This is a genomic window from Curvibacter sp. T50 (genome assembly GCF_057219955.1).
The window spans coordinates 548,675-564,169 of sequence record NZ_JBXVVU010000001.1; the positions used below are offsets into that span (position 1 = coordinate 548,675).

At 63.9% G+C, this 15,495-nt stretch carries 15 protein-coding genes; 6 read left to right on the forward strand and 9 right to left on the reverse strand.

The window, feature by feature from the left end; genetic code table 11:
• Positions 1–15: 15 nt before the first annotated feature.
• From AC2EBU_RS02590 to AC2EBU_RS02600, 3 genes are all read right to left on the reverse strand, one after another.
• Positions 16–1,983, reverse strand: a complete 1,968-nt coding sequence (locus AC2EBU_RS02590) for a peptidase U32 family protein (protein ID WP_484608819.1) — start codon at positions 1,981–1,983, stop codon at positions 16–18.
• A 73-nt stretch (positions 1,984–2,056) separates the two neighbouring features.
• On the reverse strand, positions 2,057–2,956 hold the full coding sequence (locus tag AC2EBU_RS02595; RefSeq protein ID WP_484608820.1) for a transporter substrate-binding domain-containing protein: 900 nt from the start codon (positions 2,954–2,956) through the stop codon (positions 2,057–2,059).
• Positions 2,957–2,986: 30 nt separating this feature from the next.
• Positions 2,987–3,604, reverse strand: a complete 618-nt coding sequence (locus tag AC2EBU_RS02600; RefSeq protein ID WP_484608821.1) for a DUF3011 domain-containing protein — start codon at positions 3,602–3,604, stop codon at positions 2,987–2,989.
• An 85-nt stretch (positions 3,605–3,689) separates the two neighbouring features.
• On the opposite strand from AC2EBU_RS02600, the gene AC2EBU_RS02605 reads away from it, so the two are divergent.
• Both AC2EBU_RS02605 and AC2EBU_RS02610 read left to right on the forward strand, forming a co-directional pair.
• Complete coding sequence (locus AC2EBU_RS02605) at positions 3,690–4,460, forward strand: heparan-alpha-glucosaminide N-acetyltransferase (protein ID WP_484608822.1); 771 nt, start codon at positions 3,690–3,692, stop codon at positions 4,458–4,460.
• Between the two features lie 135 nt (positions 4,461–4,595).
• A complete protein-coding gene (locus AC2EBU_RS02610; protein ID WP_484608823.1) occupies positions 4,596–6,299 on the forward strand; it encodes a hypothetical protein in 1,704 nt (567 codons plus the stop codon).
• 156 nt (positions 6,300–6,455) lie between these two features.
• Here AC2EBU_RS02610 and AC2EBU_RS02615 read toward each other — a convergent pair whose 3' ends face one another.
• The 6 genes from AC2EBU_RS02615 to AC2EBU_RS02640 form a co-directional block, all read right to left on the reverse strand.
• Complete coding sequence (locus AC2EBU_RS02615) at positions 6,456–7,235, reverse strand: peptidylprolyl isomerase (protein WP_484608824.1); 780 nt, start codon at positions 7,233–7,235, stop codon at positions 6,456–6,458.
• A 65-nt stretch (positions 7,236–7,300) separates the two neighbouring features.
• A complete protein-coding gene (locus AC2EBU_RS02620; RefSeq protein ID WP_484608825.1) occupies positions 7,301–7,579 on the reverse strand; it encodes a BolA family protein in 279 nt (92 codons plus the stop codon).
• Positions 7,576–8,121, reverse strand: coding sequence for a septation protein A (locus AC2EBU_RS02625; protein WP_484608826.1), 546 nt, complete (start codon positions 8,119–8,121; stop codon positions 7,576–7,578). The genes AC2EBU_RS02620 and AC2EBU_RS02625 overlap by 4 nt, the downstream gene beginning before the upstream one ends.
• Before the next feature lie 110 nt (positions 8,122–8,231).
• Positions 8,232–9,242: an LLM class flavin-dependent oxidoreductase gene (locus AC2EBU_RS02630; RefSeq protein WP_484608827.1), complete on the reverse strand. Its 1,011-nt coding sequence runs from the start codon at positions 9,240–9,242 to the stop codon at positions 8,232–8,234.
• The gene (gene msrB / locus AC2EBU_RS02635; protein ID WP_484608828.1) at positions 9,239–9,649 is read right to left on the reverse strand and encodes a peptide-methionine (R)-S-oxide reductase MsrB; all 411 of its coding nucleotides are present in this window, start codon (positions 9,647–9,649) and stop codon (positions 9,239–9,241) included. Before msrB ends, AC2EBU_RS02630 begins: the two co-directional genes overlap by 4 nt.
• A 139-nt stretch (positions 9,650–9,788) precedes the next feature.
• On the reverse strand, positions 9,789–10,484 hold the full coding sequence (locus AC2EBU_RS02640; protein ID WP_484608829.1) for a Crp/Fnr family transcriptional regulator: 696 nt from the start codon (positions 10,482–10,484) through the stop codon (positions 9,789–9,791).
• Between the two features lie 162 nt (positions 10,485–10,646).
• Here AC2EBU_RS02640 and AC2EBU_RS02645 point away from each other — a divergent pair, with 162 nt between their 5' ends.
• From AC2EBU_RS02645 to AC2EBU_RS02660, 4 genes are all read left to right on the forward strand, one after another.
• Positions 10,647–12,275: a 3-(methylthio)propionyl-CoA ligase gene (locus AC2EBU_RS02645; protein ID WP_484608830.1), complete on the forward strand. Its 1,629-nt coding sequence runs from the start codon at positions 10,647–10,649 to the stop codon at positions 12,273–12,275.
• A 196-nt stretch (positions 12,276–12,471) separates the two neighbouring features.
• Positions 12,472–13,419 carry a branched-chain amino acid ABC transporter permease gene (locus tag AC2EBU_RS02650; protein ID WP_484608831.1) on the forward strand — a complete coding sequence of 316 codons (948 nt, stop codon included), beginning with the start codon at positions 12,472–12,474 and terminating at the stop codon, positions 13,417–13,419.
• A gap of 3 nt (positions 13,420–13,422) precedes the next feature.
• On the forward strand, positions 13,423–14,724 hold the full coding sequence (locus AC2EBU_RS02655) for a branched-chain amino acid ABC transporter permease (protein WP_484608832.1): 1,302 nt from the start codon (positions 13,423–13,425) through the stop codon (positions 14,722–14,724).
• Positions 14,721–15,494 carry an ABC transporter ATP-binding protein gene (locus tag AC2EBU_RS02660; RefSeq protein ID WP_484608833.1) on the forward strand — a complete coding sequence of 258 codons (774 nt, stop codon included), beginning with the start codon at positions 14,721–14,723 and terminating at the stop codon, positions 15,492–15,494. The genes AC2EBU_RS02655 and AC2EBU_RS02660 overlap by 4 nt, the downstream gene beginning before the upstream one ends.
• The last annotated feature ends 1 nt before the right edge of the window (position 15,495 follow it).

The window sequence follows — 15,495 nt, forward strand, 5'->3', positions numbered from 1 at the left end:
AGGTCAATCGGATCGTCATTGCCCGGATGTCGGGCGGGTCTTGTAGAAGGTCAGGGGCTGCGGCCGGGTCAGGATTTGACGCCGCATGCGGCCCACCACATGCATTTCACAAGGCTTGCAGTCGAAACGCAAGGTGAGTTTTTCGTTGCCATTGACCAGCGTCAACGGTTCCGCCCGTATCGTGCCCTGCACGCCGGTGACGCCTTTGGCCTGCTTCGGGCACAGGCTCATGGACCAGCGCACGCAGTGTTTGGTGATCATGAGGCTGACCTCGCCTTCCTCCTCATGGCTTTCGTAGGCGGCGGCGATGACCTGGACGCCGTGTTTTGCGTAGAAGTCGCGCGCCTTGTGGTTGAACACGTTGGCCAGGTAGGTCAGCGTGTCTTCCGGGTAGGTGGCCGGCGGGTCCACCGGCCGGGCGCGGGGCAGCCGCTGCCAGGCGGCGGCGCGGGCGCATTCCAGCGCCTCGGTGGCGGCGCGCCTCAGCGTGTTGAGCTGGGATGCCGGCACAAACCACGGGCGGGGCAGCTCGATGGCCACGTCCAGGGGCTCAAAAATCGTGTCGCCCAGACGTGCAAGTTGCCCACGCAGGGTGTCCAGAGCCTGCTCCGGGTTTTTCGCGGCCTGGAATGGCAGGGTGAGTGTGGCTTCGCCGGTGTGGCCGTCCTCATCGGTGAGGATCAGGCGCAGGCCGTCGGGCGTCTCGGACAGCCGCAGCCACACGCCGATGCGCCGCTCGGCGGATTTCTTCTCCAGGCCGCGCACCCAGTCCATGTCGCGGTTGCGGTTGATGCGGGTGCCCTTGCGCAGGTCCTTGAAGCCGGCCATCGGATCTTTCGGGTACGCGCGCCAGTGGCCGGGCGCGCCCGCGGGCTCGGCGCGGTTGATCTGCACACCGACCAGCTCCTTTTGCAGGTCGTGGTAGCACAGGCCGTCGCCGTTGTGCAGCACCAGCGCCGGGTCGTCCGCCTCGAATTCGAGGAAGTTGGGCCCGGTCTTCGTCACCCAGCCGATGGCGCGACCCGGGTTCTTGGGCGAATCGAAGGCGCCGATGTCGATCTGGCGGCCATTGACGAAGTAATCGGTGAACTCGCGGTTGAAGTTCTGGTCCGGATCGGGTGTGAAGCTGAAGGTGCAGCGGCCCGAGGAGCCGCGTGCCAGCTCGGGCCGCTCCTCCAGGATGGCGTCGAACAGGGTGCGGTAGTGGGCGGTGATGTTCTTCACGTAGCCCATGTCCTTGTAGCGGCCCTCAATTTTGAAGCTGCGGGCGCCAGCGTCGATCAGCGCGCGCAGGTTGTCGCTCTGGTTGTTGTCCTTCATCGACAGCACGTGCTTGTCGTGCGCGATGAAGCGGCCCTGGGCATCGGTCACCTGGTAGGGCAGGCGGCAGGCCTGGGAGCAGTCGCCGCGGTTGGCGCTGCGCCCGGTGTGGGCTTCGCTGATGTAGCACTGGCCGCTGTAGGCCACACACAGCGCGCCGTGGATGAAAAATTCGAGCGTGCAGCGAGCCGGGTCGGTGGCGGCACGGATGGCGGCGATCTGCTCCAGCGTCAGCTCGCGCGCCAGCACGATCTGGTTCAGGCCCACGTCCTGCAGGAAGCGAGCTTTTTCGGGCGTGCGGATGTCGGTCTGCGTGCTGGCATGCAGCTGGATCGGGGGCAGGTCGATCTCCAGCAGACCCATATCCTGGATGATCAGCGCATCGACGCCCGCGTCATACAGCTGCCAGGCCAGCTTGCGCGCCGGCTCCAGTTCGTCGTCGCGCAGGATGGTGTTGAGGGTGACGAAGATGCGGCTGCCGAAGCGGTGCGCGTGTTTCACCAGCCGGGCGATGTCCTGCACCCGGTTGTCGGCGCTGGAGCGGGCACCGAAGGAAGGCCCGCCGATGTAGACGGCGTCGGCGCCGTGGTTCACGGCTTCGATGCCGATGTCGGCGTCGCGCGCGGGGGCGAGCAGTTCGAGTTGGTGGGGCTGCAGGGACATGGCTCAATTATCCCCGCTGCCCGCCCCGCAAGGCGGTGCAAAAGGGCGCGTCCACCTCAATGTGGACGGGGGATTACTTCAGCCAGTCGGTATTGTGTGCCCAATGGGCAGCACGCTCAGCCAGCCAGCCCTGTTCACGTTGCAGGTCGATCCAGGTGTTGAGGAAACTCAGGAAGTCGCCGTCACCCTTGCGGATCGCCATGGCAGCCGGAGTGCGACTGACCGGGTCCGCCAGGGGCGCAAACAGCCGATCGCCCGTGCGCTGGAGCAGTGCTTCCGGTGCCATGGTGGAAACCAGTGCCGCATGGGCCTTGTTTTCCAGCACCGGGGTGACGGTGTCGATGTCGACTCGCAACAGGTTGGCGCGCGGGAAGAGCCGCTGAGCCACTTTCTCCTGCTCACTGCCGGCGTTGACAGCCAGGGTAACGCCGCTCTGGTTGTAGTCCTGAAGGTTGCGCCAGCTACCGGCACGCGCCCGACTGGCCATCAGGTGGACCCCTTCGACCGCCGTGGGCTGGGTGTAATTGACGATCAGGGCCCGCGGAACCGTCACCCACAGTCCGGTGATGATCACGTCAAAGCGACGATCAAGCAGGTCGGGCATCAACTGGGGCCACGATGTCGGCACAAACTCCACGCCGACACCGATATCGGCCGCCAGTTTTCGGGCCAGGTCGACGCTGAAGCCCACCAACTCGCCCTGGCGGTTGTGCATGACCATGGGCTCCACGGCCACCACGCCAACCCGCAACTGCCCGCGCACACGGACCGTGGCGAGGGTGTCGATGGACGGACCGCGGTAGACCGGCGGAATGTCAACCGCAGGCCCGCGCCGCCCGAGGGTGGACGACGCGTCGGGCGCTTCAGCGGGGCTCCAGTTGCTGGCCGTTTGAGCCGCAGCGCCGCCGCCGAGTGCCAGCCATGCCGCGCAGAGGAATCCGGCGAAACGGTTGCGATGATTCGGTGCAAACATAAAAAAGCTCCTGTTCATTCGACGCGGGACTCAATAGCCGCTACCAGTTCTTTGGAAAACGATCTGATTGCCCGGGTTGTTGTCACTGGTCGCGACAAATCCGTTTCCCTGCGGTGCGATCCGGAAGCGCTGTCGGCCCGCCTGGAGGCTGTCGCCCTGGAGGTTGCCGCTGAATGCGTTTGTGCCCGCGCGACCCGTCAACGACCCGCCCGGCAGAATGTTGAGTTCCACCTGAACTCTTTCAACGCGGTCGTAGCCGCTGAAGTTGCCTACTGCCCAACTGGCGACCTCTTGCGAGTCCTGCTTGCTTTTGCTGGACGCAATGGCGGCAATGGCAGCAAGCCCGATCAGCGCTGCAACGGCTTTGCCGCCACTGCTGTCGCGACCGACCCGAAAATCACCGGCGCATCCGTTGTCGACCCAGACGCCATTGCGGTCATGTCCCCAGTTGCGACCTTCACGACATTCGATGAATGAGGTTTGTCGCACCAGTTCGACTCGTCCGTGGGTTTCAATGGGGCAGTATCGGTAATTGAATCCGCCGCTTCGGCAATGAATGGTCTGGTCTGCGAGTGCCGGCAAGGGTGCCAGTAGCAGGGCCAGGCTGACCGCGCCGGTGGTCAGGCGCGCAACGAGTTTCTGGGGCATGGTGAATTCCCGGTCAATGGAGGCGAGGAGCACTATAGCGGACGGTTGCCGCCGCTCGCAAACCGGCTTGCGGTAAGGTTGCGTCATGCACGCAAGCGCTGTTCCGCCTCTGACAAGCCCCCCACGCCATGACACCCTCGATGCCTTTCGGGGGCTGGCCATCGTGTGGATGACGGGGTTTCATTTCTGTTTCGACCTCAATGCGTTCGGCTACATCCGGCAGAACTTTCTTGGCGATCCGTTCTGGACCAGCCAACGCACCGCCATCGTCAGCCTGTTTCTGTTCGCTGCCGGTTTCGGCCAGGCGATTGCGGTCCGGCAAGGGCAGCGCTGGGGACGCTTCTGGCGGCGATGGGCCCAGGTAGCCGGTTGCGCCGTGCTGGTTTCGGCGGGTTCGTACTGGATGTATCCGAAGTCCTACATTCATTTCGGCGTTTTGCACGGGCTGGCCGTGATGCTCATCGTTGCCCGCCTGAGCGCCGGCTGGGGGCGCTGGTTGTGGCCGGCAGGCTTGCTCGCCATCACTATGCCTTTGATAGCAAAAAGTGGCCATTTTGCGCTGGGTATGCCCGAATTTTCGTCGATTTTTGACGGGAAAGCCCTCAACTGGCTGGGCCTGGTCAGTCGCAAGCCGTTCACGGAGGACTATGTGCCGGTTTTCCCCTGGCTGGGCGTGGTGTGGTGGGGGGTGGCGGCGGGGCAGTGGGTGCAGACCGAGCGGCCGCGCTGGCTCAGTCGCGCCTCGGTGGTTGGGGTGCAACCGCTCGCTTTTCTGGGGCGCTGGAGTCTGACCTGGTACATGCTGCACCAGCCCGTGATGATCGGGGCGTTCATGGCGGTGGCGGCGCTGCGCTGAATCCTCCCCTACGCCGCGCGTGGTCGGCGGCACGCACACCAACATCCGCAGCCGGCGAACGTTCCCCCGAACGGGTGGGGGTTTTTCGTGGGCACTCAGGCATGGTCATGGTTCGTCCAATCTGAGAAAGAGCCCATGAAAACAGATCAACTCAAGACCTTTCGGCGAATAGCCATTGCCGTTGCGGCAGGATCCGCAGGCGCCGTCGGTCTGGTCGCGTGCGGCGGCGGCACCGAGCCGACCGTCGCGCTGGTGCCGACGACTCCGCCTACCGCCGCGCTCGCCTCGGCGGCCAAATACCTTGTCACGGTGCGGGATGCCGCGACGGGCGCGTTGGTCACAGATGCAACCACGGTGAGTTTTTCGGGTGCCGGTGTCGTCAATCTGGACAACGCCGCCGTCACCAGCCTGACGGTGCGCGACGGAACGGCCGCGTTCGGAACCGCGCCCAATGTATCGGCGGGCTCCCGTCTGACGATACGTACCCAGAGCCGTGCCGCGGGATGGTCAGACGGGTCCGCCACGGTGGACGTCACCGCGTCCGGCGCGGTGCGCGTGATCGATATCCTGGTGACCAACAGCCGCAATGTTGCCGCATTGAACGCCAGTGCCGTACCCATCGTGGCTGCGGCGGCGCCCGCGCCGACTACCAATGGCGTGGTCGCGGCGACGGTCGCCGCGACCACTCCGGCCAAGACCGTAACCAACGTGACGGGCGTCGCCGAAGTGCTGGCACCGGCCGGCGTCTCCATCCCCGCAGGCGTCCGGATCACCAACGCGGCCGGCCAGCCTCCCGCCGGAACGCTGACTTTGTCGATCACTTCGCCGTCCACCGCTGCCGCAGAGGGGCTTGCGGCCATCCCGGGTGGCGCACGTACCGCCGAAGGTCGTCCGGTGCGGGTTGCCGGCATGGTGACGACGACGCTGCAGGATGCCGCAGGCAACCGTTTTACCCGGTTCAGCAGTCCCGTCACGGTGCAGATGCCCCTGGCGGCCGGTACCCGCCGGGCAGACCGATCCGGTCCTCTCCTGCCCGGCGACAGCTTTCCGGTTTCGGTCTGGAACGAAACGACGGGGCGATGGGATGCGGGCCCTGCAGGTGTCGTGAAGGCCGTCGGTGGTGGGCTGGTTCTGGAGTTTCAGACCGCGTCTTTTTCAACCCGCGCGGCGTTGGACCCGATCGACCCGGCCAATCCGCCGGAGGGTTCGGTTCGTTGCAACACGGGTTCCGTGCTGCTGACCGGCTGGCCGCCGACGATTTCCGATGACGACACCGTTGATGTCTACGTCACACGCCAAGGGTTAACCTGGCTTGCTTGGCCACAATATTCTTTCGGCCAACGGATGGACGACGAGTGGAGGGTTCCCCTCCTGGATAGTCTGTTTCTCCCCGGTGAGAGCCGGGCGGCGTCCATTTTGGTCAGACGATCCTCGGATCAGAGCTTGCTCGCGGAGGTGCCCGTGGCGGACTACTGCGCGCAGAACACGGTGACCATGCAGTGGCCGGCAATTCCCCCCGTTTCCGTTGAGGTCCGCGTCACCGAATCCTGTCCTGATGGTTCGGGCACTCGACCTGTGCGAACAACGGTTACCGGGTACCGGCCGCCAATCGGTGCAGACTTGTACGGCAGGACTCTTTCCGGTTACACCGATGCCGATGGTCGGGTAGTGTTCAAGGGGTTGCCTTCATCCAATATTGCATATGACTTCACGGCAGAAGGAACCCGTCGCCGTGCAGACAAATCGAGCTTACAAATTCTTATCCTTGGCAACACGACATCGACGGTCGGCACCACCATTGACTTCGAGATGGCTTGTGCCAACCCGACCGGAAGCTGAACGGCGTACCCCCCGCAGGGGCGCAGGGCACAGTCGCTTTTCTGCGAGGCTGTGAACCCGTGACCAGAAGCGCAAGGCTTGTCAAGGACTGCCGCGCGAACGAAAAAAGCGACCCGCGGGTCGCTTTTTTTCTCCGAGACCTGAGTTGCTATCCGGTTACTGAATCTTCGCCTTGGCGCGCAGGTCTTCCTGGAACTTGGCGATCTTCTGTTGTTGCAGTTGCTGCACGATCTGCGGCTTGACCTCTTCGAACTTGGGCAACTCGGCCTCGCGCGTGTCGTCGACACGGATGATGTGCCAGCCGAACTGGCTCTTGACCGGTGTGTCGGTCATCTGGCCTTTGGGCAGTTTGACCATGGCGTCAGAGAACTCTTTCACATAGCTGCCGGCATTGGCCCAGTCCAGATCGCCGCCATTGGCGCCGGATCCGGGGTCCTTGGACGATTTCTTGGCCAGCTCTTCGAATTTCGCGCCCTTCTTGATCTGGTCGATCAAGGCTTTGGCCTCGTCTTCCTTCTCGACCAGGATATGACGAGCCCGATATTCTTTGCCGCCATTGGCCGTGACAAACTTGTCGTACTCGGCCTTGGCCTCGGCATCGGTCACCGCGTTTTTCTTCTGTACGTCGGCGAAAAGCTCACGGATCAGGATGGTCTGGCGGGCCAGTTCGACTTGATTGCGGTAGTCGGCGCCAGTCTCCAAGCCGCGGCGCTGCGCTTCCTGCATGAAGATTTCCCGCATGATGACTTCCTCACGCAGTTGGGCGGCCGCTTCCGGACCCACGGGGCGGCCGGAACGCGCGAGCTGCTGCTCCAGTGCGGTCAGGCGGGCCTTGGGTACCGCCTTGCCGTTGACGATGGCGACGTTCTGGGCGATGGCGGGGGCGGCCAGCACCAGGGTCAGGGCCGACAGCGCGGCCAGGAGCGGTTTTTTCATGGTTTTTCCTTGATAGCCAGCGTCAAAAGGTGCGTTGACGCTATAAAAAAATGACAAATTGGGGATCAGACGATTTCGATGGCCAGCGCGTGCAGGCCCTTGTCGAGGTATTTTTGCAGCGCATCATACACAAGGCGGTGTTGCCGGACGCGGCTGAGTCCGGCGAACGCCGGACCGCCGATGCGCACGCGAAAATGGGTGCCATAGCCGAGTCCGTTGGCGCCCGCGTGGCCGGCATGGGCGGCGCTCTCATCGAGCACCTCAAGAAAACGCGGAGCGAGTGCGGCGCGCAGATCGGCCTCCAGTGCGGGCGCGGTCGGAATGCCGCCGGCAGAGGTGTTCATGGTTTGCCCGCCTCGCCATCATCCTTGATGAAGCGGGCGATATAGAGCCCTTGCGCAATGATGAACGCCACCGGAAAGATGTAGCCCCACAACTTGAAATCCACCCATTCATCCGTCGTATGGAAGGCGGCAAACCAGGCGTTGATGCCCGCCATGAAGAGGAAGTAAGCGATCCATGCCGCGGCCAGACGGTTCCAGACCAAGTCAGGCAAACTCAACTGGCTGCCCAGCAAGGCCTGCAGGAAATTTTTCTTCCAGACCAGGATGGCAATCGCGAGCACCAGCGCCATGCTGGCGTACAGCACAGTGGGTTTCCATTTGATGAAGCGTTCGTCCTGCAGGAACAGGGTCAGGCTGCCGAAAACCAGCACCAGGGCGAGTGTGACCTTGTGGATGGTTTGCAGCTTGCGGTCCATGGCATAGATCAGTCCGGTCTGGACGACGGTGGCTGCCATGAGCACCCCCGTGGCGGCGTAGATGCCCTGCATCTTGTAGGCCAGGACAAACAGCGCAATGGGGAAAAAATCGATCAGAAGTCGCATGCGCCGGATTATCGTGTCTGCTGCCTTGCCCCCGCCGGCCAGGGGCTGCCCGGGCAGGCCGGATCCGGGCCCGGGCGGGTCCCTGGCGTGTTGGCCCTCTGGGGCGGCTCTCAGCGATAGCGCCGCTCCATGGCGGCCGCCGTCAGACTCAGCGAGCGCAGTCGCAGTTCGGGATCGAAAACATCCGTGACGACCATGAACTCGTCGGCCTGTGTGGCTTCGAGGTGGCGGGCCAGTCCCTCGCGGACCCGCTGGGGTCCGCCAAACACCGCACAGGCCAGGAAATCGTCCAGTGCGCGCCGAGCGTGGTCGTCCAGTTGCGCCCGAAAGCCCTCCACCGGTGGTTGCAGGCGCCCGCGCCGGCCGGTCAGGATGCCATAGATCCGTTGTTCGACGCTGCTGGCAAGCCAGTTCGCCTCGTCATCACTGGCGGCCGCGATGACCGGAACCCCCACGATGACGCGGGGGCGCTCGCATCGGGGCGATGGCTGGAAGCTGCTTCGGTAGACGGCCAGCGCCTCATGCAACAGCGCCGGCGCGAAATGGGATGCAAAGGCGTACGGCAGGCCCCGTTGCCCCGCCAATCGGGCGGAGAACAGGCTGGAGCCCAGCAGCCAGATGGGTACCTCGCTGCCCGCGCCTGGAATGGCAACCAGACGCTGACCGGGTTGCGCGGGCCCCAGAAGGCGTTGCAACTCCTCGACGTCGCGGGGAAAGTCCTCTTCGCGCTCGACGCGGTCGCGCCGGAGGGCGCGCAGCGTGTGGGGATCGGTCCCGGGCGCACGGCCCAGCCCCAGGTCGATGCGCCCGGGGTACAGCTCGGCCAAGGTGCCAAAGGCTTCGGCAACGACCAGCGGGGCATGGTTGGGCAGCATGACCCCCCCGGAACCGACGCGTATGCGGTGGGTTCCACCGGCAATGTGTCCGATCAGCACCGCCGTCGCGGAGCTGGCAATTCCCGGCATGTTGTGGTGCTCCGCCAGCCAGTACCGTGTGAAGCCCAGGCTCTCGGCATGTTGTGCCGTTCGCAGCGCCAGAGACAGCGCTTGGGCGATGGTGCCGCCCTCGCGAACAGCGACCAGGTCCAGAAACGACAACCCGGTTTCGGCGAGCGTCCTCATGCTTTGGTGTGCTGCAGCGCGGCAGAATTCATGCAATAGCGCAGACCCGACGGTTCGGGGCCATCGTTGAACACATGGCCGAGGTGGGCGCCGCATCGGCTGCACACCGTTTCGGCGCGCACCATGCCGTGGCTGCGGTCAATGCGTTCGGTAATGGCACCTGGGCGGGCGTGATAGAAGCTGGGCCAGCCACAACCGGCATCGAACTTGGTGTCGGCATCAAACAGGTGCTGACCGCAGCAGATGCAGTGGTATCGGCCATCGACCCAAAAATTCTCGTACCGTCCGGTAAAAGGTCGCTCGGTCGCCGCGCGGCGGGTGACCTCAAAGGCCAGCGGCTCGGCATCGCGGGCCGCCAGATGGGCCCGCCACTGGTCATCGGTTTCGGGCAGTTTGGGCGTGTCCATGGGTGCTCTCCGTTCAATAGCGCAAGGCTGGGGTGTGCGCCTCGTGTGGGTGACTGTGGTCGATACGGTACGGCAAGCGGTATTCCCCAGCGGCGAAGGGGTGTTTGGCCGCCGCCGGGGCCAAAGCCACGTGTGGTGGTCAACCGCGTCGTATCGGCGGCATCAAGGCCACGGCAGTCAGCGCGGCTTCGTCGAGGATGGTGACCCGTCCGAACTCCAGGGTAATCAAGCCCTGTTCCTCCAGTGCGCCCAGTGCCCGGTTGACCGTCTGGCGCGCGAGGCCGGCAAGGTGCCCAAGCTCTTCCTGGCTGAGTGCGAGCTGGCGGGCGCCTGGCCAGAAAAGCCGGCTCAGGTACAAAGCTACGCGCTGTTCGGGTGAACGCAGGCGGCCTGCCTCGACCACGGCCATGGCCTGACCCAGACGCCGGTTCAGGTGTGCCACGAGGCACTGATTGAACGTCAGATCCTGCCGGAACAGCGCCTGGAAGTGTTCCAGCGGCAGACACATCACGGTGGTATCACGCAGGGCAATCACTTCGTAACGACGAACCTCCGATTTCAAAGCGGAACCTTCGCCGAACCATTCACCGGCCGGCACACCCAGGAAGGCAGAGACCCGCCCATCGTCCGTGCAACTTTGCAGCTTGACCAGGCCGGTCAGAACCGCGTACCAGCCTTCCACCGGCTGCCCGGATTGCAGCAAAACCTCACCTTTGCTGCCGCGTTGAACGGTACAGGCGTTGCCTACCCGCGCCTGGAATTCCGGCGAGAGGGCGTTGAACCAGGCCTGTTCGGCAAGAAACAGGCGAACGGCCGTGGAGTAGGGAGCGGTCATGGCGCGATTGTGCCTGCGGCCCGGCCTCGCCACGGGTTTTCCCTTGGAAACTGTCCGGGCTGAGACAGGGTTTCCCCAGCCGCAGCCCGTTGGCGGGGGCCCGCGGATACGATACGCCTTCGTGATCGACACCCGAGCCATTCGAACGAAGGAGACTGTCCCATGTTGGGCCTGATGCAAAACCAACCGCTGCTGATCTCGTCGCTGATCGACTTTGCGGAAAAACACCACGGTGATGGCGAGATCGTCTCGCGCCGGGTTGAAGGCGACATCCACCGCTACGCCTGGCGCGATGTGGCCGGGCGTTCACGCCAGGTGGCCCATGCGCTGGACGCGGAACAGCTGGCGTTCAGCGACCGCGTGGCCACGCTGGCCTGGAACGGCTACCGCCACCTGGAGCTGTACTTTGGCGTGAGCGGCTCCGGCCGTGTGCTGCACACCATCAACCCACGCCTGCACCCGGAGCAGATCGCCTGGATCGTGAACCATGCCGAAGACCAGGTGCTGTGCTTCGACATGACCTTTCTGCCGCTGATCCAGGCGGTGCACGCCCACTGCCCCACGGTGCGCCGGTGGGTGGCCCTGGGCGACGCCGACAAACTGCCGCAGGGCACGGGCATTCCGAACCTGGTCAGCTACGAAGCATGGATCGCCGGCCATCCCAGCACCTACGCCTGGCCGCGTTTTGACGAAAACTCGGCGTCCAGCCTGTGCTACACCAGCGGCACCACCGGCAACCCCAAAGGCGCGCTGTACAGCCACCGGTCGACCATCCTGCACGCGTATGCGGCGGCGCTGCCGGACGTGATGTGCCTGAGCGCGCGCGACGCCATCCTGCCCGTGGTGCCGATGTTCCACGTCAACGCCTGGGGCATTCCGTATTCGGCGGCGCTGACCGGCGCCAAACTGGTTTTCCCGGGCCCGGCGCTGGACGGCAAATCGGTCTACGAGCTGATCGAAGGCGAGGGGGTGACCTATGCCGCCGGTGTGCCCACGGTGTGGCAGATGCTGCTGGGCCACATGAAGCCGGCTGGTCTGCGCTTCTCGACGCTCAGGCGCACGGTCATCGGCGGCTCGGCTTGCCCGCCCGCCATGATCGCGGCCTTCAAGGACGAGTACGGCGTGGACGTGCTGCACGCCTGGGGCATGACCGAGCTGAGCCCGCTGGGCACGTTGTGCACGCTCAAGAACAAGCACCAGAGCCTGTCCGACGACGAACGGATGAAGATCCGCCTCAAGCAGGGCCGGGCCATTTTCGGCATCGACATGAAGATCATCGGCGACAACGGTTCCGAGCTGCCGTGGGATGGCAAGGCCGCGGGCGATCTGCTGGTGCGCGGCCCCTGGGTGGTGCGCGAATACTTCAAGGGCGAAGGCGGCGACCCACTGGTCGAAGGCTGGTTTCCCACCGGCGACGTGGCCACCATCGACGCCGACGGCTACATGCAGATCACCGACCGCAGCAAGGACGTGATCAAGTCCGGCGGCGAATGGATCAGCTCCATCGACGTGGAAAACATCGCCATGGGCCACCCGGCCGTCGCGATGGCCGCCTGTGTGGGCATGCGGCACCCGAAATGGGACGAGCGCCCGATCGTGGTGGTGGTCAGAAAGCCTGGCGCCGAGGTCACGCGCGAGGAGCTGCTGGCCTATTACGAAGGCAAGACCGCCAAGTGGCAGATTCCGGACGACGTGGTGTTCGTCGATGCCATTCCGATCGGGGCGACGGGCAAGATGCTCAAGACCCGGCTTCGGGACCTGCTCAAGGACTACACCCTGCCGGGAGTCTGAACCTGAGGGCTCCACGACAATTCCTTCTGCCCCCAAACGGTCGTTTGCGGCGTTTTTCGCGAGAAATGGGCAATACCCAGCGTGAAAAGGTCGTTTGTAGCTATGAATAACCTAGCGTTTTCTGCTTCTTCCTTTCGCCGCCTGAGGCACTGAGCCGGCGGCCGAGGGCTCTCGTTCCTGCAATCGGCTGGTTTCCATGGAGTATTTCGCGGTTTCCCTGCTCAACGGTCTTAGCTACGGTTTGCTGCTGTTCATGCTCAGTTCAGGCCTCACGCTGATCTTCAGCATGATGGGTGTACTGAACTTTGCCCATGCCAGTTTCTACATGCTGGGGGCCTACATCGGTTACTCCGTCAGCGAAGTGGCGGGATTCTGGCCGGGACTCCTGATCGCGCCGCTGGTGGTCGGTGGCCTTGGTGCCTTGTTTCAGCGCTTTTTGCTCCGCCGGGCTCATGCGTTCGGCCATGTGCCGGAACTGCTGATCACTTTCGGGCTGAGTTATCTGATCGTCGAGGTGGTTCAGTTGATCTGGGGGCGTTCGGCGGTGGACTATCGCAAACCGCCGGAGCTGGATTTCGCAGCGTTCAGTATCTACGGCACCCAATTCCCTGCGTATCGGCTGTTCCTGATGGGAGTTGCGCTGGCCATGCTGGCCTGTCTGAGTCTGGTCCTGAAGAAGTCCCGGCTTGGCCTGATCATTCAGGCTGCGCTGACGCATCCCCAGACCCTGGAGGCACTCGGACACAACGTGCCGCGGGTTTTCATGCTGGTTTTCGGGGGCGGTGCGGCGTTGGCTGGTCTGGCCGGTGCCGTGGGCGGCGCGCAGTTTGTGACCGAGCCGGCCATGGCGGCGACGGTCGGTTCGATCGTTTTTGTCGTGGTTGTGGTCGGTGGCCTGGGCTCGGTGCGGGGCGCCTTCGTCGCCTCCATGCTGATCGGCCTGTTGGACGCGTTTGCGGCGGGCAGTGACCGAAGTCTGGCCGACGTGGTGCACTGGCTGGGCCTGGCATCCGAGCCCGCCGGTGTCGCCGAGATGGTGCTCAGGGTGCGCTTTTCACAGGTCGCAGCCATTCTTCCGTATCTGTTGCTGGTGCTGGTGCTGGTTTTTCGACCGCGAGGCCTTTTTGGCGTGCGTGAGGGCTGACCGGTGTTCACACAATATTTCCCGTCCCGCAGCCGCCGTTGGGGCACGGCTTTTTCCTGGGGCATGTTCGGCCTGATCCTGATTCTGGCCCCGCTGGCGCTGTCCAGTTCCTTCTCGCATACGCTGCTCAGCCAGATCGGTATCGCGATCATCGTCTGTCTGGCCTACAACATTCTGCTCGGTCAGGGCGGCATGCTCAGCTTCGGGCATGCGGTCTATTCCGGCCTGGGTGCGTTCATGGCAATTCACACCTTGAACCTCGTCTCGGCCGGCCGTCTGGCGCTGCCGGTCAGTCTGATTCCGCTGGTCGGGGGACTTGCGGGTCTGGCGATGGCACTGCTGCTGGGATGGGTGTCGACGCGCAGGGCCGCCACTCCCTTTGCGATGATCACCCTCGGTGTGGGGGAGCTGGTCTGGGCCATCACCTTGATGTTCCCCGGAATTTTTGGTGGTGAAACGGGGATTGCCGGTAACCGGGTGACAGGCAGCGGACTGTTTGGCATCACTTTCGGCCCCCAGATCCAGTTGTATTACCTGATCGCCGCCTACACCTTGGTGTGTGTCCTCCTGATGTACGCTTTTACCCGCACCCCATTGGGGCGGCTGCTCAACGCGGTGCGCGACAACCCCGAACGGGTGGAGTTCATCGGTTTCGACCCGCAGATGGTGCGTTACCTGGCCTTCTGTGTCAGCGGGTTTTTTGCCGGAGTTTCGGGCGGTCTGGGCGCATTGCAGTTCGAAATCGTCAGTTCCGAGGTTGTCGGCGCGGCGCGGTCCGGGGCCTATCTGCTGTTTGTTGTTCTGGGGGGAACCAGCCTGTTTTTCGGGCCGATCATTGGCGCGGTGCTCATGGTGCTCGCCTCGGTCTGGCTTTCTGAGCTGACCGCCGCGTGGCTACTGTATCTCGGCCTGGTTTTCGTGGTGATGGTGCTGGTCGCTCCGGGTGGGCTTGCGAGCCTGGTGGTTGTTCACCTGCGCTACGTCGCGGCCAAGGGCTTGCGCAATGTGGGTGCCTCGTACCTGGCGTTGGCCTCCAGTGCCGCGGTCATGCTGCTGGGGGGGGTGCTGTTGGTCGAAATGATCTATCACCGCCAGGTCAACGCGGTTCTCGGGCCAACACTGGTTCTCATGGGTGTCTCGCTGGACCTGAGCCGACTGGATGTCTGGTTCGGCGCTACGTTGCTTTTTGTTGTCGGCGCCTTGTTGTTTGCGGTCAGCCGCAGGCCGTTCGACCGCGCGTGGGCTGAATTCCACCGCCAGGGTCAAGACGGTCGGGTTGACCGGCCGTCGGGGGAACCTGCGTGACGCCGGCCCTGGAACTGTGCGAGCTCCACAAGCGGTTCGGCAATACGGAGATCATTCGGGGCATCAGCCTTGCAGTCCGCGCTGGTGAGCGGATTGCGGTGATCGGCCCCAACGGTGCCGGCAAGTCCACACTGTTCAACCTGGTGAGCGGCCGGTATGCGCCCAGTGGCGGGAAGGTCTTCCTGCAGGGCAAACGCATTGATGGCATGCGACCGTTTGCGATCAACCGTCTGGGACTGGCGCGCAGCTTTCAGATTACCAGCCTGTTCTCCCAGCTCAGTGTCTTCGACAACCTGCGTTGCGCCGTTCTCTGGAGTCTGGGTTACCGCTACACGGTCTGGCGCCGCTTGTCCGGCCTGGCGGATGCCAATACGCGGGCCGGGCAGCTTATGGACAGGCTGGGTCTCGGGCATAAACGCGACGAGCTGGTCAAACACCTGACGTATGCCGAACAGCGCGCCCTCGAGATCGGGGTGACGGTGGCAGGCGGAGCGTCGGTGATCCTGCTGGATGAACCCACGTCAGGCATGAGCCACAGCGAGACGACGCGCTTCATTGCCCTGATTCGCGAGGTCACGGCCGGCAAGACCCTGCTGACGGTTGAACACGATATGGGGGTTGTCTTTGAACTGGCAGACCGGATTGCGGTCTTGGTCCATGGGGAGTTGCTGGCATTTGACACACCACAGGCCGTTCGCGCCAACCCGGCGGTCCAGGACGCCTACCTGGGGTTGATGAAGACCGCGGGTCTGAAAAGAGTGGGTCGTTGAC